23 protein-coding genes are annotated in these 24137 nt (G+C 54.8%); 11 read left to right on the top strand and 12 right to left on the bottom strand.

What is annotated here, in order from left to right; genetic code table 11:
* A partial coding sequence (locus tag AB8B76_RS08910; RefSeq protein WP_405271787.1) for a hypothetical protein occupies positions 1-2114 on the bottom strand: 2114 nt, incomplete at its 3' end.
* Positions 2115-2247: 133 nt separating this feature from the next.
* On the opposite strand from AB8B76_RS08910, the gene AB8B76_RS08905 reads away from it, so the two are divergent.
* On the top strand, positions 2248-2982 hold the full coding sequence (locus AB8B76_RS08905) for a DUF6090 family protein (protein WP_405271784.1): 735 nt from the start codon (positions 2248-2250) through the stop codon (positions 2980-2982).
* Between the two features lie 9 nt (positions 2983-2991).
* Here AB8B76_RS08905 and AB8B76_RS08900 read toward each other — a convergent pair whose 3' ends face one another.
* A complete protein-coding gene (locus AB8B76_RS08900) occupies positions 2992-3555 on the bottom strand; it encodes an NUDIX hydrolase (protein ID WP_405271782.1) in 564 nt (187 codons plus the stop codon).
* A gap of 217 nt (positions 3556-3772) precedes the next feature.
* Between AB8B76_RS08900 and AB8B76_RS08895 the strand changes: the two genes are divergently transcribed.
* Entirely contained in the window at positions 3773-5611 is a 1839-nt protein-coding gene (locus AB8B76_RS08895) for a gamma-glutamyltransferase family protein (RefSeq protein ID WP_405271780.1), read from the top strand.
* Between the two features lie 56 nt (positions 5612-5667).
* Here the strand turns inward: AB8B76_RS08895 and AB8B76_RS08890 are convergent, their stop codons facing one another.
* From AB8B76_RS08890 to speB, 3 genes are all read right to left on the bottom strand, one after another.
* Complete coding sequence (locus AB8B76_RS08890; RefSeq protein WP_405271779.1) at positions 5668-5937, bottom strand: TIGR03643 family protein; 270 nt, start codon at positions 5935-5937, stop codon at positions 5668-5670.
* Positions 5937-6332: an STAS/SEC14 domain-containing protein gene (locus AB8B76_RS08885; RefSeq protein WP_405271777.1), complete on the bottom strand. Its 396-nt coding sequence runs from the start codon at positions 6330-6332 to the stop codon at positions 5937-5939. The genes AB8B76_RS08890 and AB8B76_RS08885 overlap by 1 nt, the downstream gene beginning before the upstream one ends.
* Before the next feature lie 84 nt (positions 6333-6416).
* A complete protein-coding gene (speB, locus tag AB8B76_RS08880) occupies positions 6417-7361 on the bottom strand; it encodes an agmatinase (protein ID WP_405271776.1) in 945 nt (314 codons plus the stop codon).
* A 48-nt stretch (positions 7362-7409) separates the two neighbouring features.
* Between speB and AB8B76_RS08875 the strand changes: the two genes are divergently transcribed.
* Together AB8B76_RS08875 and AB8B76_RS08870 are read left to right on the top strand one after the other, a co-directional pair.
* Positions 7410-7943, top strand: coding sequence for a potassium channel family protein (locus AB8B76_RS08875; RefSeq protein ID WP_405271774.1), 534 nt, complete (start codon positions 7410-7412; stop codon positions 7941-7943).
* An 11-nt stretch (positions 7944-7954) separates the two neighbouring features.
* Positions 7955-8461, top strand: a complete 507-nt coding sequence (locus AB8B76_RS08870; protein WP_405271772.1) for a GNAT family N-acetyltransferase — start codon at positions 7955-7957, stop codon at positions 8459-8461.
* Positions 8462-8472: 11 nt separating this feature from the next.
* Here the strand turns inward: AB8B76_RS08870 and AB8B76_RS08865 are convergent, their stop codons facing one another.
* Positions 8473-8706 carry a DUF1653 domain-containing protein gene (locus tag AB8B76_RS08865; protein WP_405271771.1) on the bottom strand — a complete coding sequence of 78 codons (234 nt, stop codon included), beginning with the start codon at positions 8704-8706 and terminating at the stop codon, positions 8473-8475.
* Between the two features lie 97 nt (positions 8707-8803).
* Between AB8B76_RS08865 and AB8B76_RS08860 the strand changes: the two genes are divergently transcribed.
* Both AB8B76_RS08860 and AB8B76_RS08855 read left to right on the top strand, forming a co-directional pair.
* Complete coding sequence (locus AB8B76_RS08860) at positions 8804-9901, top strand: sensor histidine kinase (protein WP_405271769.1); 1098 nt, start codon at positions 8804-8806, stop codon at positions 9899-9901.
* Between the two features lie 35 nt (positions 9902-9936).
* Positions 9937-10749, top strand: a complete 813-nt coding sequence (locus tag AB8B76_RS08855) for a LytR/AlgR family response regulator transcription factor (RefSeq protein ID WP_405271768.1) — start codon at positions 9937-9939, stop codon at positions 10747-10749.
* 7 nt (positions 10750-10756) lie between these two features.
* Here the strand turns inward: AB8B76_RS08855 and selD are convergent, their stop codons facing one another.
* The 3 genes from selD to rdgC are packed head-to-tail and all read right to left on the bottom strand — an operon-like array spanning position 10757 to position 14976.
* Positions 10757-12979, bottom strand: coding sequence for a selenide, water dikinase SelD (gene selD / locus AB8B76_RS08850; protein ID WP_405271767.1), 2223 nt, complete (start codon positions 12977-12979; stop codon positions 10757-10759).
* Positions 12973-14064 (bottom strand): tRNA 2-selenouridine(34) synthase MnmH, encoded by a 1092-nt coding sequence (mnmH, locus tag AB8B76_RS08845; RefSeq protein WP_405271766.1) that lies wholly within the window; start codon positions 14062-14064, stop codon positions 12973-12975. Before mnmH ends, selD begins: the two co-directional genes overlap by 7 nt.
* 3 nt (positions 14065-14067) lie before the next feature.
* On the bottom strand, positions 14068-14976 hold the full coding sequence (gene rdgC / locus AB8B76_RS08840; protein ID WP_405271764.1) for a recombination-associated protein RdgC: 909 nt from the start codon (positions 14974-14976) through the stop codon (positions 14068-14070).
* Between the two features lie 167 nt (positions 14977-15143).
* Between rdgC and AB8B76_RS08835 the strand changes: the two genes are divergently transcribed.
* From AB8B76_RS08835 to AB8B76_RS08825, 3 genes are read left to right on the top strand one after another with little or no spacing between them, the layout of a single operon-like run.
* Positions 15144-15584 (top strand): VOC family protein, encoded by a 441-nt coding sequence (locus tag AB8B76_RS08835; RefSeq protein ID WP_405271761.1) that lies wholly within the window; start codon positions 15144-15146, stop codon positions 15582-15584.
* Between the two features lie 9 nt (positions 15585-15593).
* Complete coding sequence (locus AB8B76_RS08830; protein ID WP_405271760.1) at positions 15594-17966, top strand: SpoIIE family protein phosphatase; 2373 nt, start codon at positions 15594-15596, stop codon at positions 17964-17966.
* 3 nt (positions 17967-17969) lie between these two features.
* On the top strand, positions 17970-18353 hold the full coding sequence (locus AB8B76_RS08825; RefSeq protein ID WP_405271759.1) for an STAS domain-containing protein: 384 nt from the start codon (positions 17970-17972) through the stop codon (positions 18351-18353).
* Between the two features lie 29 nt (positions 18354-18382).
* On the opposite strand, the gene AB8B76_RS08820 is transcribed toward AB8B76_RS08825, so the two are convergent.
* Complete coding sequence (locus AB8B76_RS08820) at positions 18383-19084, bottom strand: glutamine amidotransferase-related protein (protein WP_405271758.1); 702 nt, start codon at positions 19082-19084, stop codon at positions 18383-18385.
* Positions 19085-19296: 212 nt separating this feature from the next.
* On the opposite strand from AB8B76_RS08820, the gene AB8B76_RS08815 reads away from it, so the two are divergent.
* The gene (locus AB8B76_RS08815) at positions 19297-21576 is read left to right on the top strand and encodes a tetratricopeptide repeat protein (RefSeq protein ID WP_405271756.1); all 2280 of its coding nucleotides are present in this window, start codon (positions 19297-19299) and stop codon (positions 21574-21576) included.
* Between the two features lie 29 nt (positions 21577-21605).
* Here AB8B76_RS08815 and AB8B76_RS08810 read toward each other — a convergent pair whose 3' ends face one another.
* Both AB8B76_RS08810 and rbsK read right to left on the bottom strand, forming a co-directional pair.
* The gene (locus AB8B76_RS08810; protein WP_405271754.1) at positions 21606-22205 is read right to left on the bottom strand and encodes a YceI family protein; all 600 of its coding nucleotides are present in this window, start codon (positions 22203-22205) and stop codon (positions 21606-21608) included.
* Between the two features lie 79 nt (positions 22206-22284).
* On the bottom strand, positions 22285-23196 hold the full coding sequence (gene rbsK, locus AB8B76_RS08805) for a ribokinase (RefSeq protein WP_405271753.1): 912 nt from the start codon (positions 23194-23196) through the stop codon (positions 22285-22287).
* An 80-nt stretch (positions 23197-23276) separates the two neighbouring features.
* Here rbsK and deoC point away from each other — a divergent pair, with 80 nt between their 5' ends.
* Positions 23277-23957 carry a deoxyribose-phosphate aldolase gene (gene deoC / locus AB8B76_RS08800; protein WP_405271752.1) on the top strand — a complete coding sequence of 227 codons (681 nt, stop codon included), beginning with the start codon at positions 23277-23279 and terminating at the stop codon, positions 23955-23957.
* Positions 23958-24137: the final 180 nt, after the last annotated feature.

Below are 24137 nucleotides of genomic sequence, written 5' to 3'. Positions count from 1 at the left end.
TCTCTTTCTATGTCGGCGATTATTTTTGCAAGCAGCTTATCCAGTCGATCTTTGTCCTGAACCAATGTCCACACGGGATAGCCACCAACATAGGCTTCTCGCCAACCCTTTTCGTAAGCCAGCTCCAGTAGCGAGAGCGCTTCTTGCTCCCTGCCTTGTAACAGTCGCAAGGCGGCCTCTCGACGATCAACACTACCTGAGGCCAGCCCCTGATTGCGTATATAGGCAATGTCCGTCTCATAGGCTTCCAACATCTTTGGCGCCAGAGGATGCTCGGTCATTTGCATTGCGGTTGCCATCTCCCAAAACGGCGGTCGATTCAACTCATCAACAAAAGCCCCCACATCACCCCAGGTACGATCAAAATAGCGGACGAGCTCTTCCCACTGTCCCGCGAAGCCCAGCACCTGAATAAAAAGGATCTGTTGGCGGTAAAAATCGGGCCGCGCTGCCAGTTGCTGGCGAGCCAAGTCCAACGCTTCGTCGCGCCGCCCCAAAAACAGCAGGGCCCAAGAATGTTGTGACTCGATAGGCGACTCGAGAACCTGTTGATACTCACCAATATCTAGCAGGGTAAGGTTTAAAGCACTGATGAAGTAATTCTGTCCGGGCTCGAGCACCGTCGCCGCTTGGGCAAAACGTATGGCTTCCACAAAGTCGCCTTGGCGCAGGGTGTAGATGCTCTCGGCGCGCATACGGTTAGCGTTATTGGGGTCCACCCGTTCCCAACGATCAAGCTGTGCGCGAAGAGCTGCCTGATCGTTGAGCAGAGCGTAGGAAGAGGTGAGATTCAGATTGGCATCCACATACGCCGGATCGTGAGCCAATGCTCGCTCTAGATAAGCCACGGACTCTTTTACTTTGCCATCTGCTGAGAGAAAAAACGCCAAATCATTGAGAGCGACGGGGAAGTTCGGTTTCGCTTCTATTGCCGCCCGGTAATAGCGAATCGCTGCCTCGTCGTTGTTTGTGTAACCAAAGTAGCTGGCAAGACCAAAGAGGGCGTCCGGAGAGTCTGGGGCCACGTCCACAGCGCGGTCAATCCAGCGTTTGGCGCGGGGCAATGCCTCTTCAAAGGGGATATTGCCCCAGGCACCCTCACCGTCGGACATCTGCAACTCGTAATAGGCGCGCCAGACAAGCGCAGGTACATAGTTGGGATCGATCTCGATGGCACGGTCCAGCGCCGCGGAGGCAGCCTCCAGGCCCTTAAGGGTCCCATCGGAGGCGTGTTGCTTGGATATAAGATAAAGATCGTAGGCATCGAGATCCGTGGTCACAACACGCACCTCGGCGGCAAGATCTTCATCATCACCCAACAGTTGCGGCGTCAGCTCCTCAAGAATGGCCTGAGCAATGGAGTCCTGCACGCCAAATATGTCATTAAGCTCGCCATCGTAGGTGGCCGACCACAAGTGATAGCCGTTATCCGCCTGAATAAGCTGTGCCGTAACGCGAATCTGATTACCGGCTTTGCGCACGGAGCCTTCGAGCACGTGGTCCACATCCAGCACCTCGGCGATCTCTCGAAGGTCCGTGCTTTTACCTTTAAAGGCGAAGGCTGAAGTACGTCCCGCAACGCTCAAACCCTTTACCTGGGCAAAAACGTTCAGCAGCTCCTCTGCTATGCCATCGGCAAAGTATTCCTGATCGCCGTCGGGGGACATGTCAACAAACGGTAAAACAGCAATGGATGGCTGGCCATCAAAGGGATCTAAGGAGCCAGATGCGGTCGCTGAACCATCATCGGTCTCGACATTGCGGGTGCCCGGTAGAAAACGGTCACTGAGCACAATGGCACCGAACACCACAAGGGCGATGATCAAAAACCCGTCGAGGCGACGGCCCGTATTAGTCGTGATGCTTTCGGATTCATCAACGGCCTCAGTACGCTTTACGCCCTCTGGCGTTAGTTCGAAAGCCCAAGCAAAAATAATGGCAATGGGAAATCCGATGATGAGCAACAGTGCTACAAAACCCGTCACCCACTCAGGCAAGGCAATTGCCGGAGCTAGTACATCGGTAATTTGTAACAAGCCCCAACTCACTGCAGCGTAGAGCGCGGCAACGCGAAATACGTTGCGTCTTTTCAGCTCATTAAAAATCGAACTCATAGGGTTGTTCGCCATGGTTTGTAGCTGATCACGAAGACGCTCAGTGTATCCCGAGCCTAAGCAAAATGCTTCATGGCAAGATATGATCACTTTCGCGCATGTCCCTATTGTTGAAGACAGGTTTACGCTCGTAATGACAATACTATCCAGGCTTCGCTCACGCCTCTCTGCTCAAGCCTCTGTGGGACTCTACCTCGGTCGCGCGATCGCCGAGATATCTCTTATTGTCATTGGCATCCTCATCGCCATTCAATTAGACAACTACAACGAACAGCGCCAAGAGAAAGAGATTGAGCGCCGCTATATCGCTAACCTCATAGAGGATTTGCGCTTCGATATAGAGTGGTTGGACGCTTGGTTTGATCGATTTCCAAAAAAAATGGCCGGCTTGGAGATGGCAAGAGACTACTACCACAATGGCGACCCTGACACCGTCGACGCGGAAACACTATTGCCAGCAATTGGTATCGGTGGAGCGGGTAGTCGCGGAGGTCTATTACCCCACTCGGCTGTCTTTCAGGAACTCGTCAGCTCGGGGAGCATACGGTTGATTCAAAACGACGAGATAAAGTCCCTGATACTCGACTACTTTGCCTACAAGCTGTTTACCGAGACCTACGCCACCAACCTTCGCAGCGAGTACGCCAGCTACATCAACGGCAGTCTTCCCTACAGCCCAGCCGAGACACTAACGCACAAGGATATCGATGTATCGATTGCCCTGAGACGATATCGAGAACCCGGGTTCCTTGCGCTTATAAATCAGGAGGCTACCTTTGCACACACAGTGAACTACACCATGGAGTTGACGGTTACCGACGCAAATGCGCTGATTAAAGCGCTTCAGGAATACCTCGAAACGTTTTAAAGCAGTCGGTTATCGCCAGGCAAATAGCGGCTGATCAAAATGCGCCACCCGCGTTTGACGGCCAAACATGGCCACCTCGCGGAATTGATACAGCATCGCACCGGTGGGGGCGTAAATGCAGTCATCATGAAAATTCATAGAAAGCACCTCACTGTCGCTCTCTTCAATGGTTTGTAGGTTCGGTGAATCACGCCGGGCGAGCTCCTTGAACGAAAAAGGCTTCACCAGTTCGACTTCGTCGGGATTCGGGGTCAGCTCCCGCCAGTCTTTGTCTGCCCAAACGACAACCGGGGTAATTACGTAGCCGGATCGCGTCGCGTAGTCATCAAGTACACCGAGCACGTCATCAGAAGTAGCGATCAACCCCACTTCTTCGTGCAACTCTCGAAGCGCGCCCTCGATGGCAGTTTCTCCCTGATCCCGACGACCTCCCGGCAGTGCCCACTGCCTTGAATGCGCGCGCAGCGAAGCACTCCTTCGGGTCACCACGATCACGGAGCGAGTGTCGTCGCGACAAACCGTGAGGGTTACCGCTGCCGAGCGGCGACGCTCAAGGGCCATCTCCCGATGCACAAAAGTGTCCAAGTGCCTTTGAAGATAGTCGCGGAGCTGTTGGTTGTGACGAAATATATCCAGAAGATGTACCTGCTGGTGTCAAAAGTTGCGCTCTATGATCGGTGGGGGCAGACTCTAGCGCAAGCATCGCCTATTCAGTGATTAAGCTTTCAAAGCAGCTATCAAAGTATCGCTGACAGGGAAGCGTCGCTGACCCTCAAAGGAACCGGACTCCATGATCAAACTCTCGCTATCAACTCTGTCCTTGACCCTTTCAACAACTCTTTTAACAAGCATCGCTTGCGCGACTTCTGCGCAGGCCCAGTCGACACACCCCTTCGGCATCCCCCAAAGCGGCAATGACAAACCCTCTGCCAGCATTACGGCAATGCCCGGATCGAGAGCCCAGGGATGGCTTGCTCAGGGGCGTTCAGAGTTGCTCGCACGCCATGGCGTCGTTGCAAGCAGCGACCCCTTGGCCTCAGAGGCTGGGCTGGAAATTCTGCGCGCTGGCGGTAATGCTGTTGATGCCATCGTGGCGGCAGCGGCGGTTCTGGACGTCACCTCGCAAAACGACACGGGTATCGGTGGTGACCTGTTCGCCCTGATATGGAGCGCAGCCGATAAAAAACTTTACGGCCTCAACTCAGCGGGCTGGTCTCCAGAAGCCTGGACGCTTGAATACTTTACCGAAACTTTAGGGCTTACAGAAATGCCCGACTTCGGTGTCAACGCATCCACGGTTCCCGGCGCAATCTCTGGCTACGCAGCCATGCTCGACCGGTTTGGCACTTTGGGCTTTGAGGAAACCTTCGAGCGTGCGGCAACGCTAGCGGAAGAAGGCTGGGGGCAGGCGGAGCGACGCCACGCAGATCTGGTTCGAGTTCAGGAAAGGGTGCGCGAAGACGAGGACTCGGCGGCAACGTTCCTGAAGAACGGAGAAGTTCCACCGCTCTACAGCATCATCCGCAATCCAGACCTTGCGTCTGCTCTGCGCTTGATTCAGCGTGATGGCAGGGACGCTTTTTACAAAGGTCCCATCGCGGACGCCATCGTGAATAAGGTGCAGGCCAGTGGCGGCGTCATGACGCACGCTGATCTCGCCGAGTACCAATCAGAGTGGATCGAGCCGGTCACCACCAATTATCACGGCTACGATGTTTTCCAGCTTCCGCCTCCCGGCCAGGGTTTTGCGGCACTGCACATGCTCAATATTCTTGAGGTTTGCGCACCCGTGCATGGTGTTGATCTTACCGCCCTTGGGCCCAGCAATCCCGACTACTGGCACTTTATGGTTGAAGCGAAGAAGCTCGCCTACTCAGATCTCTATGCCTACAACGGTGATCCGCTTTTCGTAGACGTTCCCATTAACGAGCTACTGGACAAAGACTACGCCGCGGAACTCTGTGACCGCATAGACATGAACGTCGCATCCCTGCCCTCTGTAAAAGGCGGCCTCAAAGGCGGCACCGTTTACCTGAACGCCGCCGATCGCTGGGGCAACATGGTGAGTCTCGTACACAGTGTGTATGACGTTTACGGATCCGGCGTAACTGTGCCACCTTACGGCATGATTCTGCACAATCGCGGCAACCCGTTCCGTCTTGAGGCAGGCCACCCCAACGTTGTGGCACCGCGAAAGCGGCCCTTTCATTCCATCATTGCCGGGTTCGTTATGCGCGACGGCGAGCCTCTCATGGCCTTTGGCAATATGGGCGGCGCTGTGCAACCAGAGACTCATGCTCAACACATCGTCAACATGGTGGACCACGGTATGAATGTGCAGATGACCACGGATGCAGCACGCTTTACGCACCGTCAGCGGTCAAACGTTCTTGCGATGGAGGAAGCCCTTGCAAACCTGGTAGGCCCGGCCCTTCGTGCCAAAGGCCACAATGTACTTCCGGTGGACGGTAGCGCTGTGGGCGGTTATCAGGGAATTTTGTTTACCCGGGATCCAGAGCTACCTCTGCCGGTTTACAACCGCAAGAGCATCGAGGAAGACCACCCGGTCAACGGCGTTTACCGTGCTGGATCGGACCACCGCAAGGACGGTCAAGCCGTGGGTTGGTGACTGGGGCCTGGGTTGATGATTAGGCTTGGTGATTTAGGTCAGTAATTAGGGAGTTGCTATCGCGACATCTCGCGGAGTTGCATAAACCGCTTCCGATGCTTGGTAACCTGCCCGCTCGCGCGCTTTCGCCAGCGCCGAAAACTCGACGGCTTCAGCTCTCTACGCATTATCTTGATGACCGCTTGTTCGTCGAGACCCGTGCGCTCGCGAATTTCATCAAAGCTAACGCGATCCGCCCAAGCTGCCCATATCACCCAATCACTGGAGTCTGCGGGTGGTTCGGGTTTTCGCGTGAGCGTAACCGGCCTGTCGCCAACACGTGCCATCAAGCCACCTCAGGTGATGAACCGGGGTCATCACCATAAGCTAGAAAGTTAAACGCGCGATCCCGCTCATCGGTACCAAAAACGCGCATATCGATACTTTTAAAAATCTTGTCCTCCCAGGCGATCAGGCGCTGCGCCCATCGCTTGTCAGTCACCACAGCAATGCGTTTGAACTGCGATATGCCAAACTCAGAAAAGAACTTCATCTTGCCCATGATGGCGTCGAATTCGACACCGTCAAAGCTCTCTATCTCCTGATACACCGAGACTTCGTTGTGTATCTGAATTTTATTACGCAGAGCATCCAGCGCCAGGCTCATATCTGCTTCAGTGACTTTGCCGACGATACGCCAGGCCACGGCATCTTCGATATCTGTTTGAATCATCTCAAGCATTGCGAGTTACCTCTCTGTCTACGCAAACTCCGGTATTCATCACTCCAAGCTTAGACCATGTAAGCTGGGTCGGCGGCCAATATCTCAGGCAATTCGCTCCGAATAGATACACAACATATTCAAGGCCAAAGTCGCGCCAGCCAAAGCCGTGACCTCAGACACGTCATACGCAGGCGCCACCTCAACCAGATCCATTCCAACGATGTTCAATCCGCCGAGGCCGCGAAGAATTCTCAACGCTTGCTGGGTAGATAGACCCCCCACCACGGGAGTGCCAGTGCCGGGCGCAAAAGACGGATCCAGACAGTCGATATCAAAGGTGAGATAGCAGGGATTGTTGCCCACGGTTTCGCGAATCTTTGCGATCGCCTGATCCGCAGTGTGATCGTGAACCCAATCCGCGTCATAGACGTTGTACCCGTGGGTGTCCGGATTGTGGGTACGCATGCCCAGCTGAATCGAGCGTGCCGGATCAACAGTGCCATCCTGTGCCGCGTGCCAGAACATTGTGCCGTGATCGATACGCCCCGCGTCGTCTTCCCAGGTGTCGGAATGCGCGTCAAAGTGAATCAACGATAGAGAGCCATGCTTTTCGGCACAAGCTTTGAGCATGGGGTAGGTAACGAAGTGATCGCCTCCTAACGCTAGTATTGCGGTATCCGTAGCAAGAATCTCGCGAGCCTGCGCCTCCAACACTCCTGGGACTTCTGCTGGGAGGCCGGGATCGAAACCAAAATCACCATAATCTACAACCGAGATACGATCAAAAGGATCGTAACCCCAGCCGTTTACAGCCATTTCCCAGGACAAGTTACCTGAGATGTTACGAATCGCTCTTGGGCCCAAGCGTGTTCCCGAGCGGTTGGTAGTAGCAAGGTCATAGGGAATGCCCACCACGGCGACATCAATACCCTCAAGATCTCGGGTATAGCGTCGTCGCATAAAACTGGTTGCGCCTCCATAAGAGGGCTCAACGATCGTGCCTCGATCGCTTTTGCGCAAGAACGCCTGATCAGTTTCAAACTCCATAACACCCCCTGTAAATGCTTGTCTTCACCAAGACGCAGATAATAGCGCGTGAACGACGACAAGGGGCTCAGCACTACAACGCTCAATCGCGAAGCTCGTTTCGCTACAGATACGCAACAAGTAGAATACCAACACGCAAAACGCAGTCGGTTCTCAATGCTTAAGGTATTTCTCATTAACAGTGCGGTCATCGCATTCGCAGTAGTCATCCACTACGAGTTTCTCTACCAGTTCACGATGGTAATGCCGAAGCTGCGCATTCGTCATCGGTTCAGGATTTTGCTGGGCGTGTTTGCCGCACTCACGGCGCACGCGATTGAGATCTGGATCTTTGCTACAGCCTACTACTACATGGACAAGGCTGCTGATTGGGGACATCTTCGGGGTGACTACGATGGCTCTTTGTTAAGCAGCGCTTATTTTTCCTTCACTGCCTTTACGACCCTAGGGCTTGGTGACATCACCCCCTCCGGAAATCTTCGCTACCTCGTGGGACTGGAGTCGCTAACGGGGTTCGTGCTCATAACCTGGACTGCCTCGTTCTTGTATCTGGAAATGACCCGTTACTGGGACAGGGAATAAAAGGAACTTCCGTGACTACACTCAACATTCGAACAATTACGCCCCAAGACGCAGGCGTCATCCTCAACTTCATCACTGAGTTGGCGGTTTACGAACGAGAGCCGGACGCCGTGCTTGCGGACGAGACGCATATCCAGAAGACACTGTTTTGCGATGCACCTAAAGCCTTTGGCCTGATCTGTGAGCGGCAAAGTGACGATGGCTCTGAGAATGTGCCCATTGGGTTCGCGATTTATTTCTTCAACTACTCAACCTGGCTCGGCAAGCACGGCCTCTATCTTGAGGATCTTTATGTTACTCCCGAGGCCCGGGGACTGGGCGCCGGTAAATCTCTGCTAAAACATCTGGCACAGATCGCATTGGACAAAGATTGCGGACGCTATGAATGGAATGTACTACGCTGGAACACTCCCGCGATCGAGTTTTATGAGGCCTGTGGCGCCAAGCCTCTCAGTGAATGGGTAGGCTATCGCATGGATCGTGAGGCGATGGAGGCGTTTGCTAACAGCAAGGACTAATTTCAGTTCCTTTAGTCGGCGGCGGAATCGTTCATAGGCTCCACCCACGCAAACCTTGGCATCGTCTCGCCATTCACCTCAACCTCTTCCAGAAACATAGCCAAAGGCCGAACCCAAAGCCCTCGATCGCCGTACAATGGTCGATACAACGCCAAGTACTCTTCCGTTTCGGAATGTCTCGCTACATCCAAGACCTCATAGTCAGCGCCTTTGTAATGCCGGTAGCGGCCAGGTCTCAAGCCCATAAAAACTCCAAATAATTAGAAAAAGTGCGTTAAACGGTCGCGATTATGCGATAAGCCACTAAAAAGACACACCGCAGAGCCCATCAGGCTCCTTATAATGGCCAACATGCCGATAGACCGCGTCATAGAAGATAAACAACGGCTGTTCTGGCTCCTGCAACTGGGGGGGTGGAGCAGTTGGGCGGCGACGTTTTATCTGGGCATCCTGGTTTGGGGTGAACCACCAGAGAACTATCTCTCCTATCTCCCCATTATTTCGGCCATTGGTATGTTCATTACCTTGGCTCTGCGCTGGATCTATCGCGCAACCTGGGAGCGAGCCTTAGGAATCAGGGCTTTCGCCATACTCGGCGCGTCGTACTGCGCGGGTGTCGTTTGGGTGCTATGTCGATCGGTCCTGTTTTTTAATCTGTTTCCGCAAGAACTGGAAAAGTACGACCAAGAGGGTGGTGCCACCCTTGCTATGTACTTCAACAACTCCATCTCCGGCGTATGGGTGATGCTGGTCTGGAGTGCCTTGTATTTTGGAATCAAGTATTACCTGCTGAGCCAGGAAGAAAAGCAGCGCTACCTAAAGGCGCTCTCGATGGCCCATGAGGCGCAGCTTAAAATGCTGCGCTATCAACTCAACCCGCATTTTTTGTTCAACACGCTGAATGCCATTTCTACGCTCGTTCTGGATAAGGATACGGAGCTCGCAAACAGCATGGTCATGAAGTTGTCGCGGTTCCTGCGCTATTCCTTAGACAACGACCCCATGCAGCAGATCACAGTCGCCGAAGAAGTAGAGTCACTGAAGTTGTACCTCGATATCGAAGAAGTGCGCTTTGGCGAGCGACTCACTTTGCACTTTGCCATCAGCGAAGAAGCTGAGAACGCATTGATGCCATCACTGCTTTTGCAGCCGCTGGTCGAAAACTCAATTAAGTACGCGGTCTCGAGATCCATCAATGGAGGATCTATCGCAGTCTCTGCCAGCATCGAGGACGGATGCCTGCAACTAACCGTTGCGGACGACGGGCCAGGGCTGGATCTTCGTCAGGGCCGACTCCCCAAAGGCGGTGGCGTTGGCTTGGCCAACACGCGAGAGCGACTCACACAAATCTATCGAGAGAAACAGAGCTTTCGTTTGAGCTCCACAGAGCCCCATGGGCTAACCATCACCATATCTATACCAGTGAGCTATGCTGATTAGCTGTACCGTTTAACCATGCCACCGAAGGAGGCAGCATGACCACCCTATCCGCAATCATTGTTGACGACGAACATCTGGCCCGTCGAGGGCTCTCTGTTCGATTGCAGCAGCTACCTGAAGTAGACGTGATAGCAGAGTGCGGTAATGGGCAAGAAGCGCTTCAAGCCGTTGCCCAGCACAATCCTGACCTCTTGTTTTTGGATATCCAGATGCCGGGTATGGATGGCTTTGAAGTTGTAGAGAAACTTCAGGGTGATGATATGCCAATGGTCATTTTTGTTACGGCTTACAACGAATATGCGGTGGATGCTTTTAAAGTTCATGCCATCGATTACGTGCTCAAACCCATCGAAGACGACCGCCTTCACGAAGCAGTACAACGAGCCTTGCAGCATAGGACCCAGGAAGCCAACAATTCGGGCAAGGAAAAACTCGTAAAGCTCCTAATGAGTATGACCGGAGAGAGTGCAGCTGGTGTGGAAGCCATGGTTGAGGGCACTGCCACGAATGGCGACAACTGGCCCGAGAAAATCACCGTGAAGGACGGCAATGACATCCAGTTTATTCGCGTCCCGGATATCGAGTGGGTCGACGCAGCCGGTGACTATATGTGTATTCATGCTACGGGCAAGACGCACATTATGCGCATCACCATGAAGCAGCTTGAGGGCATGCTAAACCCCGCCGTGTTCCTGCGCGTTCACCGCTCTACCATCGTCAACAATCGCTGCGTGACTGGCGCTCAAACACTGACCAATGGCGAATACCTGCTCAACCTCGAGGGTGGAACCCAGCTTAAGGTCAGCAGAAGCTACAAAGATCGTATTAGAGAGTTTTTGGTTAGCTAAAATTTGGTCAGCCAAACTTAAGGGTTATCGCTGGCGCTTTTTCGTCGGCGCCCACTGCGTTTTCGGTGTTTAGTGCCTGGATCTCGCCTATCAGGGCTACTTCTATATTCTCAGCGCGTAAAGCCTCGCAAGCCTGCTCCGCCTTTTCTTCAGGCAAGGCCATCAACAAACCTCCGCTGGTTTGAGGATCAAACAGTAACTCCGCTTTGAGAGGCGAACCCTCTGGAAGCGTCCAGCGGGTAGCAACTGCCTGTCGGTTGGGCTCGTGCAGAGTACTAAAGACACCCGAAGCCATCGCATCCAAGGCGCCGGGCATCACAAGGAGATTATCCAGATAGATGTCTGCAGCAAGTGACTCTCCCAGCATCTCCAGTAAGTGCCCCGCCAAACCAAAACCGGTTACGTCAGTAACAGCCGTGGCGTGGAAGTCTCTAGCAACTCTCGCTGCTACGGCGTTGCTCTGCTCCATACTGCGCAACGCACTTTCGACGTAACGTCCGTCCATCTGGCTCTGCATATGCGCAGCGAACAGCGCTCCGCTGCCTAGGGCCTTCGTCAGGAGTAACTTGTTCCCGGGTGCTCCTCCACGCTTCGTTAGCGCAGCGCGTCCCGAGGGCAGTACTCCGTTAACAGCAAAGCCCAACTGCAACTCCGGGCCTTGCATGCTGTGCCCACCGTGCAACTTGCATCCTGTTTCCGCAAACACCGACAGCGCGCCGTCCAGAACCGCATGCAAGTCTCGATGCAACAATGACGGCCCTGCAAAGGGCAGTGTGACCAGTGCGAGCGCGGAGTGAGGCGCTGCACCGCAGGCGTAAAGATCAGACAGGGCGTGCTGAGCAGCAATGCGGCCCATACGCCACGGATCGTCCACCAGGCCTCGCAGCGCATCGAGAGACTGCAAAAGAGGCTCGGCAGTTTGTACCGGCATGGCATCATCAAGACTAGCCACCGGAGCAAGGAGCTGTGGATACGTCTCTCGCAACTCCCCAAGTACGGCACTTAGGGCGTCGCCCGACACTTTAGCCCCACAGCCTCCGCAGGGAGCCTGTGGTAAATGGCCTTCCGATTTGCCCCTTCCTGAACCCGGCTCCGCCATACCCACAATGGATAAATCGCTAAAACGCGCCATAAAAGCTCGATCAATGCGATCTTTCCATCGCCACACCCAGGAGCCACTGACACTAAAGCCATTACGCTGAGCCACCGCGCTCTTTGGACCGAGTGCCAACATAGATAGAAAGCCAGTCTGGGGTTTGTGCTCCCGGAGACTTTCACTTGCGAAAAAAGATCGTAGGTTGTCTGCCAGCACTGGCCCCTGACGCACTGCGTAAACCCCCGCCTTTGGCCTTGGGTGACGGTATTGAGTGGCGATATCACCAGCGCCAAATACGTTGCTGTATCCGGTGCTCTGCAGTGTGTCCTCTACCCGCATGAAGCCGCGTTCATCCACGGGCAATCCACTGGCTCTAACCCACGGCGCGGCAGATGCGCCGGTGCACCAAATCAAGGTGTCAAAATCAGCCGTAGTGGCCGACTCAAAATACAGCTGAGACTCTGACACTCGACTCACGCGATGACCGCAGTGCAATGCAACACCCAACTCAGCAAACTGGTTTTCTACCGCCCGCCTGGCACCTCGGGTGTAGCCGGTCAGTACTTCTTGCCCGCCGCAGTACAGCGCCATCGCAGGCCGGTTAGTAGTCAGGCGATGCGCTATGGCAAGGGCGATCTCGACACTTCCAGCGCCACCGCCGACGATGGCGATGCGGCGCTTGGCCAAATCATCTGCCCCGGACAGAGCCTCCCAGCGATCCCAAAGCTGCGCTACTGGCTTCACCGGCAGGGCGAACTCGCGAGCGCCGGGTACTGAATCCAGTTCCGGCTGTGAACCAATATCGATAGAGAGAACATCGTAGGCAACGTAATCCCGGGATTGGCAGTAGAGGCGCTGTCGATCTGGATCAAGGGACTCCACGGTGTCCACGAGAAATCGCACACCTGCCCACTGGCAGAGCCGCATAAGATCAATATGGGTCTCTTCAAAACTGTAATGCCCTGCCAACAGACCGGGAAGCATGCCGGAGTAGGGGGTAAACGCTGCGGGAGAAATAAGAGTGATGCGCAAACCTGCCGGTCGTGACATTGCGAGCTGCTTCAGAACCAGTACGTGGCTATGCCCTCCACCCACCAAAACCAGGTCTTGCCCTCCCGGGGTTCTGCCTAACATCGAGCACCCAAAAACTCTTTGAGAAAGTCCCGGTCACCACTGCAGAGTCTCTGCCCCTCACGTTTCGCGAGCTGGTAGCTGTACATAGGGTCGTAATAGTCTTCGAGCATGGGTCGGATCCAGTCACGATGACCTTCGGGGTCGCCCGTTTGTTCCTGACTGTCAAACGCAGCCTGCATAATTTTGGCGATGTGCTGGTAACGCTCACCACCCAAACGCTTACGTGTACGCTCAAGGTCTCCAAGGAGACGATCTCGGTGCACGGCAAGACCTGCGGCGCCGTGAACCTGCCGATAACGCGCGCCGAGATCAAGGATGTAATCCTCAAAAACGACCTGTATTCGTGCCTCAAGATCGTATTCAAGAACCACCAAGGGCGCCTCCATCATCCTGGCCCTCAAGGACGCGGGGATAGCGAGTCGCCCGATAAGCTGGCCCTCGTCCTCAAGAACGATAGGGCCTTCACCCTGAGAGAGCTTTAACAGTGCGATAGCCAAAGCGTTCTCAAAATCGATTTGCGTAGGTTGCTCTTCTAAGAGGCGACCAAAAGCCGAACCGCGATGGTGTGCGAGCCCTTCCAGGTCAATGGCGCGAGGGAAATCTTGAATCAGTCGGGTCTTACCAGTGCCCGTTGCTCCACCTACCAAAATGAACTCTGCCTCTTTGGCCAGAGCGTCCAGAGTATCGATGAGGAACCGCCGCATGGCCTTGTAGCCGCCGGTAATTCGCGGATAGTCCACGCCGGCATCTTTGAGCCATTGCTGTACTAACTGAGAGCGCAGGCCCCCGCGAAAGCAATAGAGATAGCCCTCCGGGTGATCACTGGCGAACTGCTTCCAGCTAGCCATCCGCTGCTCACGAAGATCGCCTGATACCAACTCATGGCCCAGGGTTATCGCGGCTTCCTGGCCTTGCTCCTTGTAACAGGTGCCTACCGCGGCGCGCTCTGTGTCGCTCATGAGAGGCAAGCTGTGCGCAGAGGGAAAAGCACCCGCAGCAAACTCTACCGGTGCACGAGTATCAAGCAGCGGGGTGTCTGCAAGAAAAAGGCGGGCGTAATCCGAGGTGTCGGCCCGCGATGTCATGACTTAGCCGTTGTCTTCACCACCGAAGAGCGCAATAAGGCGATCCTGAATCGCCGTTAACGCAGGCGCCATAAGCGCAAAGTCCGCATCGAATCTGGCAAGTCGGTCTTCATCCATAAGCTCATCGTTCTCCTTCACCAGCACATCCGAAAACTTGAGGCGTCGCAGGCAAAGGTCGTCCCCAAGTACAAACTGCAGCTGCTCGTTCCAACCAAGGGCCAGACGCACGACCTGAGTAGTGCCTTGAAGGTGCTGTCGTACCTCATCGCTGTATAGGTCCAGTCCTTTACAGCGTATCACCGCCGCCTGCTCGCCCATATCGCGAAGTTCGCACTCTTCTCTGGCCTGCAGGTCTTCAGGCAAGCTGGAGTTAGCCAGCCAGCTAGTCATGGCGGCCGCGGGCGCATGGGCAGTCTGAGGCAGGAGTACAGGAAAACTTCCGACGCATTCGCGCAACAGATTTAGCGCTTCTTCGGCACGGGATGCGCTGGCAGAGTCCACAAGCACCCAACGCGCCTGAGGATCGATAATAAGGCGTAGCTCTGCATGACGGCTAAAGGCGCGAGGCATGCAGTCTTGCACTACTTCATCCTTCAGCGACAGTTTTTCTTTACGGTAGACCTTGCGTCCCTGTTGAGCTTCGATCGCTTCGACGCGCTCTTTAACCAGGTCTCGCACGACTGAGGGGGGAAGAATCTTCTCTTCTCTTCGCAGGCACAGCATCAAGCGTCCATCGGCGGAATGCACCAGTAGTTCAGCCCCTTCTCCGAGGGCTGGAACCCAGCCTACTGATAGAGGTTGTGCCGGAGTGCAGGGCCTGAAGCCGTGACCGGATAGCTTCTCTTCAAGTTGCTCTGCAGAGAACTCAAGACCGCGAGTCATGCGGTAGGCCCGCAGATTTTTGAACCACATAAATACGAATATCCGGCAAAAGGGCGGCACATTCTACACAAGCAAACTGCCAATACCATGTCTGCCCGACTCTGAAATTAATCCTCTAGGGCCGATGGGCAGATCCTACTTGCCGCCGAGCGGGGAGCTGCCTAGTATCGAGGCTCCCAACCTAACGGATAATCATCATGCAGTACCTGCACACCATGGTTCGCGCTCGGGATCTCACAGAGACGCTGGATTTCTATTGCAACAAGCTGGGGCTTGTAGAAACCAGCCGCTACGACAGCGAGCAGGGACGCTTTACCCTGGTCTTTCTGGCTGCGCCGGGCGACGTTGCGAGTTCTGGCGAGTCTAACGTGCCCATGGTCGAGATAACCCATAACTGGGATCCGGAGGAGTACGATGGTGGGAGAAACTTTGGGCACCTTGCCTATCGCGTAGACGATATCTACGCGACCTGCCAACAGCTCATGGACGGCGGAGTGACCATCAATCGCCCCCCTAGAGATGGTCACATGGCCTTTGTACGCTCGCCGGATGGAATTTCTATCGAACTACTACAAGCGGGCGAGTCTCTCGCCCCTCAGGAGCCCTGGGCATCCATGCCGAATACCGGTAGCTGGTAAGTCAGCCTAGTGAGTCGCTCCTTCACAACGCGGCTGGTGGTGCCAGTAACACTGGTAGCGGCTGCCGTGATTGCGAGCGGCCTCTTCGTTGACTACCAGATTTCGAGAGCGCAAATTGTAAGGAGCCTGGAAGAGGGCGCCCGCAATTCTGTTTCCAGTGCCGTTCTACGTATTCAGGAGCTCACAACAGGTCTGGAAGCGTCTGTGCGCTTTCTTGGGGAGGCGATAGACGAAGTTCCCGATGAAGCACGAATGGATACCGTACTGCGGGGCGTGGTTGACAGTAATCCGAACATTTTTGCCGCGACCATTGCTCTGGACCCAACATACACAGGTTCAGCAAAAGGCTTAGCGCCCTACTTTTATCGTAATCGCGGCCGCCTGATACGCACGGATCTGGCAGAGGCAGAGACGCCCTATTGGGAAGAACCCTGGTTTGCAGACGTCAGAGATTTAGGACATGCCGCTTGGGTAGAGCCCTACTTTGAAGCCACCGGAGCAAAAGTAGAGCTGACGACATTCTCGGCCCCCTTGTACCGCACAAACCGCAGTAGCCAGCAGAGATTCATCGGTGTCGCCACTATAGACCTGCGACTCTCAGATCTTGATGACTACCTGGACGATTTACGCATCGACAAAAGCGGTTTTGGATTTCTACTCACCTCTCGAGGCACCTTAATAGGCGCTCCTGAGGATGAGGTCATCAGTGAACCCATTTCCGAAGTGCTGGTGAGCGACAGTGTGAGCGACTGGCAGAGCTGGCTTCAGACCACTGAAAGCGGTTCCTTGCGCGCCTCGGTCCGCTGCCCCGGCAGTGATGCGCTGTGCCAATTGCGCATAGCGGACGCCAAGGGCAGCCATTGGTCCGTGGGTATCGTCTATTCAGAAGACACCCTTTTACGTCCCCTTCGTGACTACCAAACGCGCGTACTGTTTGTCGGTACGGGCATGCTGATTCTTATGGCGCTGGTGGTGATAGTGGTGGCGAGGCGCCTCACCGCACCCCTTCTGGCGCTGTCGGACGCAAGCAAGTCCATTGCAAAAGGAGAGCTGGACGTCGCGCTACCTGAGACACATGGTGATGATGAAGTTGGCCAATTGGTCAATGCGTTTGACTCCATGCGCCAGGATTTAGGTCATTACATCAAAGATCTGGAGTCCGCAGCCGCTCAGCGCAGCCGTATGGACGGTGAGCTTAGCGCCGCGCGCGAAATTCAAATGGCTATGTTGCCTCAGGGTGGTCAGGCCGAACTCGACGACGACGCACTTACGCTGTGGGCTCGTGTGCGCCCTGCGCGCGCTGTCGGGGGAGATCTCTACTCCTTTCATCAAACAGGACGACGGCTACTGATTTGCATTGGCGATGTCTCTGACAAAGGCGTACCCGCCGCCTTGTTCATGGCAAGGGCAATTAGTCTCATTCAGCAATGGGAAGTGCAGCCAGGCACAGTCCCACCGGAAATTGCTCTTGGGCAGCTCAACGAGGGTCTGACAAGAGACAACGATAACTGCATGTTCCTGACCCTGTTTATCGGCGTACTGGACCTGAACACTCTCGAACTTCGTTATGCCAGCGCCGGGCATAGCGCCCCCATTCTGCTTCGAGAAGGACAGCCCCACGCTGTCGAACAAGACCGAGGCCCGGCCTTGGGGCTTCAGGAGGGCCTGAGCTTTCCAGTCAATCGACTGCAGCTTCAGAGTGATGACCGTCTGGTGATCTACACCGACGGCTTTGATGAGGCGCAAAACCCGGACGATGAGCTATTGGGCGAAACGCGTTTTTCCGATCTCTTGACTCAAGCCGATAACCTGCCACTCCATGAGACGGGCGAGGCGATTTTTGCATCGGTAGATGAGTTTGCCGCCGGCGCGCCGCAGTTTGACGACATGTCCCTTATGCTTCTCGAAGTCCCCGGACAACGGCGAGCGCCACTCCAGGCAGAGCGCAGCAGCCTGGCAATCGACAATAGCCTCGCCGGAAACGCGGCTCGATGGCTGGAGGAGCAATGGCAGGCCCAAGGACTTCCAATCGACGCGCTCCACGACATGCAGTTGGTGCTTGAAGAAGTTGTTTGCAATATTCGAGACCACGCTCGCACCGAGGATAAGGCCACGATGAGTCTTGGCCTTGAGCGTTTTATCGATCGCGTAGAGTTAGAGTGCGTTGATCCTGGCCACGCCTATAACCCCCTTGAGGAAGCGCAACGCTCAGCACTGGGCGAGAGCACTGAAGACGCCAGTATTGGCGGTTTAGGGCTACACTTGATCACGCAGCTCACCAGTCGCCAGTCCTATCAGCGACAAGAAGGTCGCAATATACTTCGCCTACGATTAGATCTGCCTGCCTTTGGCCCAGAGACGGGCCCCGCCACCGGAGAATAAACCATGAACCTGGATACCCAACTCCACGAAGATCACGCTAAGTCACTTCTGCGAGTGAGTATGATCGGAGGCCTAAACACCGACACAGCGCCGGGTTTTGAAGACACTCTGGCGGATGCTATCGCGGGCGACTGGCAGATGGTGCTCCTCGATATGCAGGCTCTGGATTACGTGAGCTCAGCGGGACTGCGCGTAATTTTCAAGGCTGCAAAGCAACTAAAGAGCGCCGGGCGCAGTCTTGCTGTCGCAAACCGTCAACCGCAGATTGCGAAAGTGTTCGAGATACTGCAGGCACTGCCCGATATGGCGGTGTTCTCTAATGATGCCGAGCTGGATGAGTACCTCGACGCCATGCAAGCAAAGGTCAGAGGTGGGGATACTCCCTGAACTAGGGGCTCCCTGCCAAAGGGGCACATCTAGTCTTTTAAAAAACGCAGTATCCAATGCGCCATCCGGTCTGTTGCCGGTTGCTCTGATAGAGACGCAACTCCAGAATGGTAGACAGGTTCGCTGATAATCTCTCGGCGAAATTCCATGATTGCTCGAGAGTAGTCGTTCACGAACTCCGGATGTCCCTGCATTGTCAGTATGTGATCGCCAATCTGGCATACCGCATTCGGACAAAAATCACTGCTTGCTAAAACCTCTGCGCCTTTTGCGTTCTCGGTCACCTGATCTTGATGCGTCACCAGAATAGGAAACTCCAGGTCTCCCTCGTCAAACCAACTCGCCCGTCGGGAAAACCGATGGTGGTGTATACCAACTCCCCAACCAGCGGCGGCCTTTTCTGTGCGACCACCCAGAGCTTGGGCGATAAGTTGATGTCCAAAACAAATCCCCACAAGCTTTTTGCGACGCTGATCCAGATCACGAACAAAGCTCTTAAGTGGCTCTATCCAAGGCAAATCGTCATAAACACTGTGTCGACTACCGGTCATCAGGTAGGCATCACAGTTATCTATGTCTTCGGGATACTCACCCATACGAACATCGAAAGTGACAAACTCTAAATCAGAATCCCGGCTGCCTAATAAGGAGGCAAACATATCGGGATACTCGCCAAAGTCATCAACCCACTCTTCACGCACGGCATCCGTCTTTAAAATTCCAATTTTCACGAACTGATTCCCGATAAAGAATGACGGGGGAGAGTCTACGAACCTAAGCGAGGAGCTGTCTATATCCCGCGAGAGGGAGGCGCAGTTTGCGTTACCATGCAGGGATGAAAATTTTCTGTTTCTTAGCACCCGCTCATGGCGGCCCCGACAATATCCTCACGACTCTCAATAAGAGCTCGGGTACTTTTGGCTATTCAGGTGTTATGCCATTGATGGGCGCCCTTTTTACTCTCTTACTGGCACTGTCTCTCGCTGTACTGCCCCTCGTGAGCGTCACTGCCGGGGCTGCAGAGCCCAACGATCCAAGCTTTGTCGGCACTGCGGAGTGCTCCGGCTGCCATCAAGGCGAGCATGCAAAGTGGCAAGGCTCACACCACGATCTTGCAATGCAGAAACCCACGCCGGAAACAGTGTTAGGTGACTTTAACGATGCCAGCTTTGAATACTTTGGGGTAGAAACCCAGTTTCTTACGCGCAATGGCGACTACTTCGTGCGTACCGATGGACCGGATGGCCAAATTACAGAATATCCCGTGGCCTGGGTTTTCGGCGTAGACCCCCTTCAACAGTATCTGCTGCCTATGGAAGATGGTCGACTTCAAGCCTTAGCCGTCGCTTGGGACACACGGGACGCCAAAGCCGGCGGTCAGCGCTGGTATCACCTGTTTCCTGATGAGGAGATTCTATACGACGACCCTTTGCACTGGACCGGCCCTTATCTCAACTGGAACACCCGCTGCGCCGAATGTCACAGTACTGATGTGCAAAAAAACTACGACGGGAATACACGAAAATTCGCCACGAAGTTCTATGAGGAAGACGTCGGCTGCGAGGCTTGTCACGGACCCGGTAGCCAACACATCTCTCTGGCACAGTCAGGAGCACTCGGCGGCACGAATCCCACGGGACTTCAAACCGACTTAAGCGCGCGAGGGCAATGGTATTTTCCCGATGGAGAATCCATCGCGCGGCGCAAAACGACCCTCAACGATCAACAGCAAGTCGATAGCTGTGGTCGTTGTCACGCGCGGCGAGGAACGCTGGGTAGTTATGAGCACGGCAAACCCTTGTCGGATACACACCGCCTCTCGCTGCTGGGGCAACCCCTGTATCACCACGACGGACAGATTCTGGACGAGGTCTACGTTTACGGGTCATTCATGCAAAGCAAAATGTCTCAGGCAGGTGTTGTCTGCGCAAACTGCCACGAGCCTCATTCCAATCAACTGCGTGCGGAAGGTAACGGCGTTTGTGCCCAATGTCACAAAGCTGATGTGTTCGACTCAAGTCAGCATCACAATCACCCAGCCGGTACTGCGGGTGCACAGTGCGTAAGCTGTCATATGCCAGCGCAGACCTATATGGGTGTAGATGATCGGCGGGATCACTCCATGCGCATACCGCGGCCAGATCTCAGTGTGATGATAGGCACACCCAACGCCTGCACCGAGTGTCACGATGACCAGTCGTCGCAATGGGCACTGGACGCACTTAGGGACTGGGGCACCGACTTCGGCAGCACCGGCGACCACCCTGCGGTAGCGATGGCAGCGCTTCAGAGAGGCGATAGCCGCGCAGTGCCAAGCTTAATGGCGCTTGCCAACGATGAGAGTGCTTCCCCGATCTGGCGTGCAACAGCGCTAGAGCAGGTCTCCTCAAGTGGTGCCCAGGGAGCCCTGCAAATTGCTCAAGGCTTACTCATAGCGGACGACCCACTCCTGCGTATTTCTGCTGTGAGGGCCATGCAGCAGCTACCCGTAGCCCGGCGTTACCTTGCCCTCGCACCATTGATTAAGGATCCTGTAACCGGTGTTCGCATGGAAGTTGCCATGAGCCTGGCGGCAGTCCCGTTAAGTGAGCTTGATGGCGCTCGTCAAAAGTCTCTGTTGGCTCTCTTCGACGAATACAAAGCAATGCAAAAGCAGCATCTGGATATGCCGGCGATCAACATGCAGCTGGGGATATTCAATGCGACGCGAGGCGACTTCCCTGCAGCTGAATCCGCTTATAGAGAAGCACTGGCTCTGAACCCCCAGCTCATGTCCGCCTATCTAAACCTCGCTGATTTGCTGCGCGGCCAAAGCCGAGAAGCTGAGGCTAAGGAGCAGCTCGAGTTGGCTCTTAAGGTGAACCCCGAGAGCGGAGACGCAATGCATGCTCTGGGTTTACTGGAAGCGCGAGCAGGGCGTCGAGATAGCGCACTGGAATGGCTCGCTAAAGCTGCTGTTGTGGAGACCGTCGGGTCGCGTCACCGCTTTGTTTACGGAGTAGCCCAACACGACTTTGGAGACATCGCCGGATCGCTGAACACTTTGCGACGGCTCCACGCCGCTCTTCCTGCCGACGAGCAAGTTCTATTGGCTCTCGTAAACTACAGCGCCGAAAGCGGTAACACAGACAATGCCAGACGCTACGCGAAGAAACTGATAGCTCTGGCTCCTCGAAACCCGAACTATCAGCAATTAGCTGCCAGCCTGGGCCTGAAGCTCTAGGACAAGAGTTCTAAGCTAAAGACTTGGGCTTAATCCGTCTCTGGTACAAACACCAATTGCCCGGAGACGGGTACTGCGGTGCTGATACTTTGGAGGCCTGCGACCTCGCGGAGAATTTCGATACCCCCATCAAGCCCAAAGTCCGCGGCCTTAACCACTAGCGGCTCACTGATCACAACCTGCAAACCGCCGTCACTAAGGCGCGTAACCAACACTTCAGCGATGTAAGATTGCTTGGCTCCGTGAAGGTCGACTTCGACCTCTATCGCAGTGTCACGTGTTTCGCCGATGGGCAAGGCACTCAGTGATTCGGGCACTTCGGCTCTTAACATTGCGGCGGGAAAACGCACCGTCTCAAACAGCAACTCGCGCATCCGCTGATTACGGATTGGTACCAATGTTTCGACGCTGTCGAGATCCAGAGCAACCTGTGCAGCCCCAGTGTCACTGATACCGCCGGTAATAGACCGGAAGTGATGCAGCTCAGCTACGCTGGCGTTCTTCACGGACATAAACTGCACGGTAGAGCGCTCACCATCAAGTTCCCAATCCGCAGCGGCGAACTGGCTCGCACTCGAAAGGAGGGCAACGCTCGTTAGCGCGACGGCAGTTTTTGATAAGAATTTCATCGGGTTCTCTCTCGTGTATCTCGTTGCTTTCATGATTTGGGTTGCTGTGAGTGGTACTCCAATCACCGTGCGATAACAACTAGCTCTGCCACTGGGCAAACTCATCAGCCGTAGCATAGGACGTTTGCGTTCCTTTACCCGTGACGCTGTGAGAGGCATAACTGACTGCCCGGCCCAAGGCCGTTTCGACGTCGGCACCTGCGGCAAGTTGGGCCGCAAAGCAGCCGATAAAGCCATCGCCGGCGCCCGTTGTATCTACCGCACTTACGGTGGGCGCTGTGACGTGCGTGCGCTCGTCGCCGTGCATCCATAGGGCGCCTTTTTCACCGAGAGTCACGATAAGGTTCTTTAGTCCCTTAGCTAACAGGGAGCTTGCTGCTGCCGCGATTTGATCTTCATTCTCCACCGGCATCCCTGTGAGAATCTCGAGCTCTGTCTCATTCGGCACGAAGTAGTCACATCGACAGGCGTAGTCGATATCCAGCTCAGTGCTCGCGGGAGCCGGATTCAAGAGCACGGGAATTCCATTGCTATTACCAAACTCGATTGCCGCGTACACAGTCTCCAGCGGAATCTCCAGCTGTAGAATAATCATGCTGCACTGCTTAAGTTGATCGGCAGCGGCATCAATGTCTGATGGCAGCAAATGCATGTTGGCGCCAGGAATGATCAAAATCCGATTCTGAGAATCCGCGTCGACCCATATGGGAGCAACGCCGCTGGAAACGCCAGGCACTTTGGTTACGTGCTCAATACTGACCCCGTATTCCTGAAAGTTAGCGAGGGTCTTGTCGGCAAAAGCGTCATCACCCACGCGACCCATCATCAAAACGTCTGCGCCAAGCTTGGAGGCGGCTACCGCCTGGTTTGCGCCCTTTCCACCGCAGCCCATGGCGAATTCATTCGCCACCAGCGTTTCACCCGCCTTCGGCACAGTGTCGGTATAGGCAATTAGATCGACCATGCAGGAGCCGATAACAGCAATTTTCATAGGAGTCCTTCCGTTCTTATTCAATGCGCGACAGTGTAGCCTAACCGACCTTAAATTCGACTGCATCAGGGCCCCATTCTATGGACAACTATGACAATGCGACTATCGCAGCAGCCATCGATCACACCTTGCTGAAACCAGAAGCTCGTGCCGTCGATATCGATCGTATATGTAATGAGGCTCTTGAACATAAATTTGCCGCGGTTTGTGTCAACAGCCTATGGGTACCAAAAGTTGCCGAGCGCCTCGAAGGCAGCGCCGTAAAGACCTGCTCAGTAGTTGGATTCCCCCTCGGCGCGTCACTACCCGGCGCTACAGCGGCTGAAGTACAGATCGCTATCGATGCCGGTGCTCAAGAAATCGATATGGTGATGTCCATCGGTGAGGCACTGGAAGGTAACTGGGAGGCCGTGCAAGCGGGCATCGCAGAAATTCTTGCCAGCTGCGCAGACGTTCCCCTTAAAGTGATCCTTGAGACCTGCTTACTGACAGATTCACATAAACGATTAGCCTGCGAGATTTGCCGCGACCTTGGCGTGGCATTCGTAAAAACATCCACAGGTTTCAGCACCGGCGGCGCCACTACCGAAGATATTGCGCTAATGCGCAGCGTTGTGGGCCCGGACATAGGCGTCAAGGCATCGGGAGGCATTCGTGATCGAGAAACTGCGGTAGCCATGCTGAACGCAGGGGCTAGCCGTTTGGGTTGTAGTGCAGGTATTGCGATTGTTACCGGTGGGATTGGGGCAGAGGCTTACTGAAGGGTTCGGAAATTATGCAGAAGCGCCGCACCACTGCCAGGGGTGCGGCGATTGCTTTCGAATTACGTTAAACCTGCTATCGGGAGTAGACAATCAACCCAAGGCCCACGAAGAACAGCGCAAACATCGCGGTGATCATCATGGACGTGCCTTCGGGAGCGTCTTTGAACTCCTTCCAGA

It is taken from the genome of Congregibacter sp. (genome assembly GCF_045107095.1).
Lineage (GTDB): Bacteria > Pseudomonadota > Gammaproteobacteria > Pseudomonadales > Halieaceae > Congregibacter.
The sequence above is the reverse complement of the archived record's forward strand: the minus strand, read 5'-3'. Positions and strand labels throughout refer to the sequence as shown.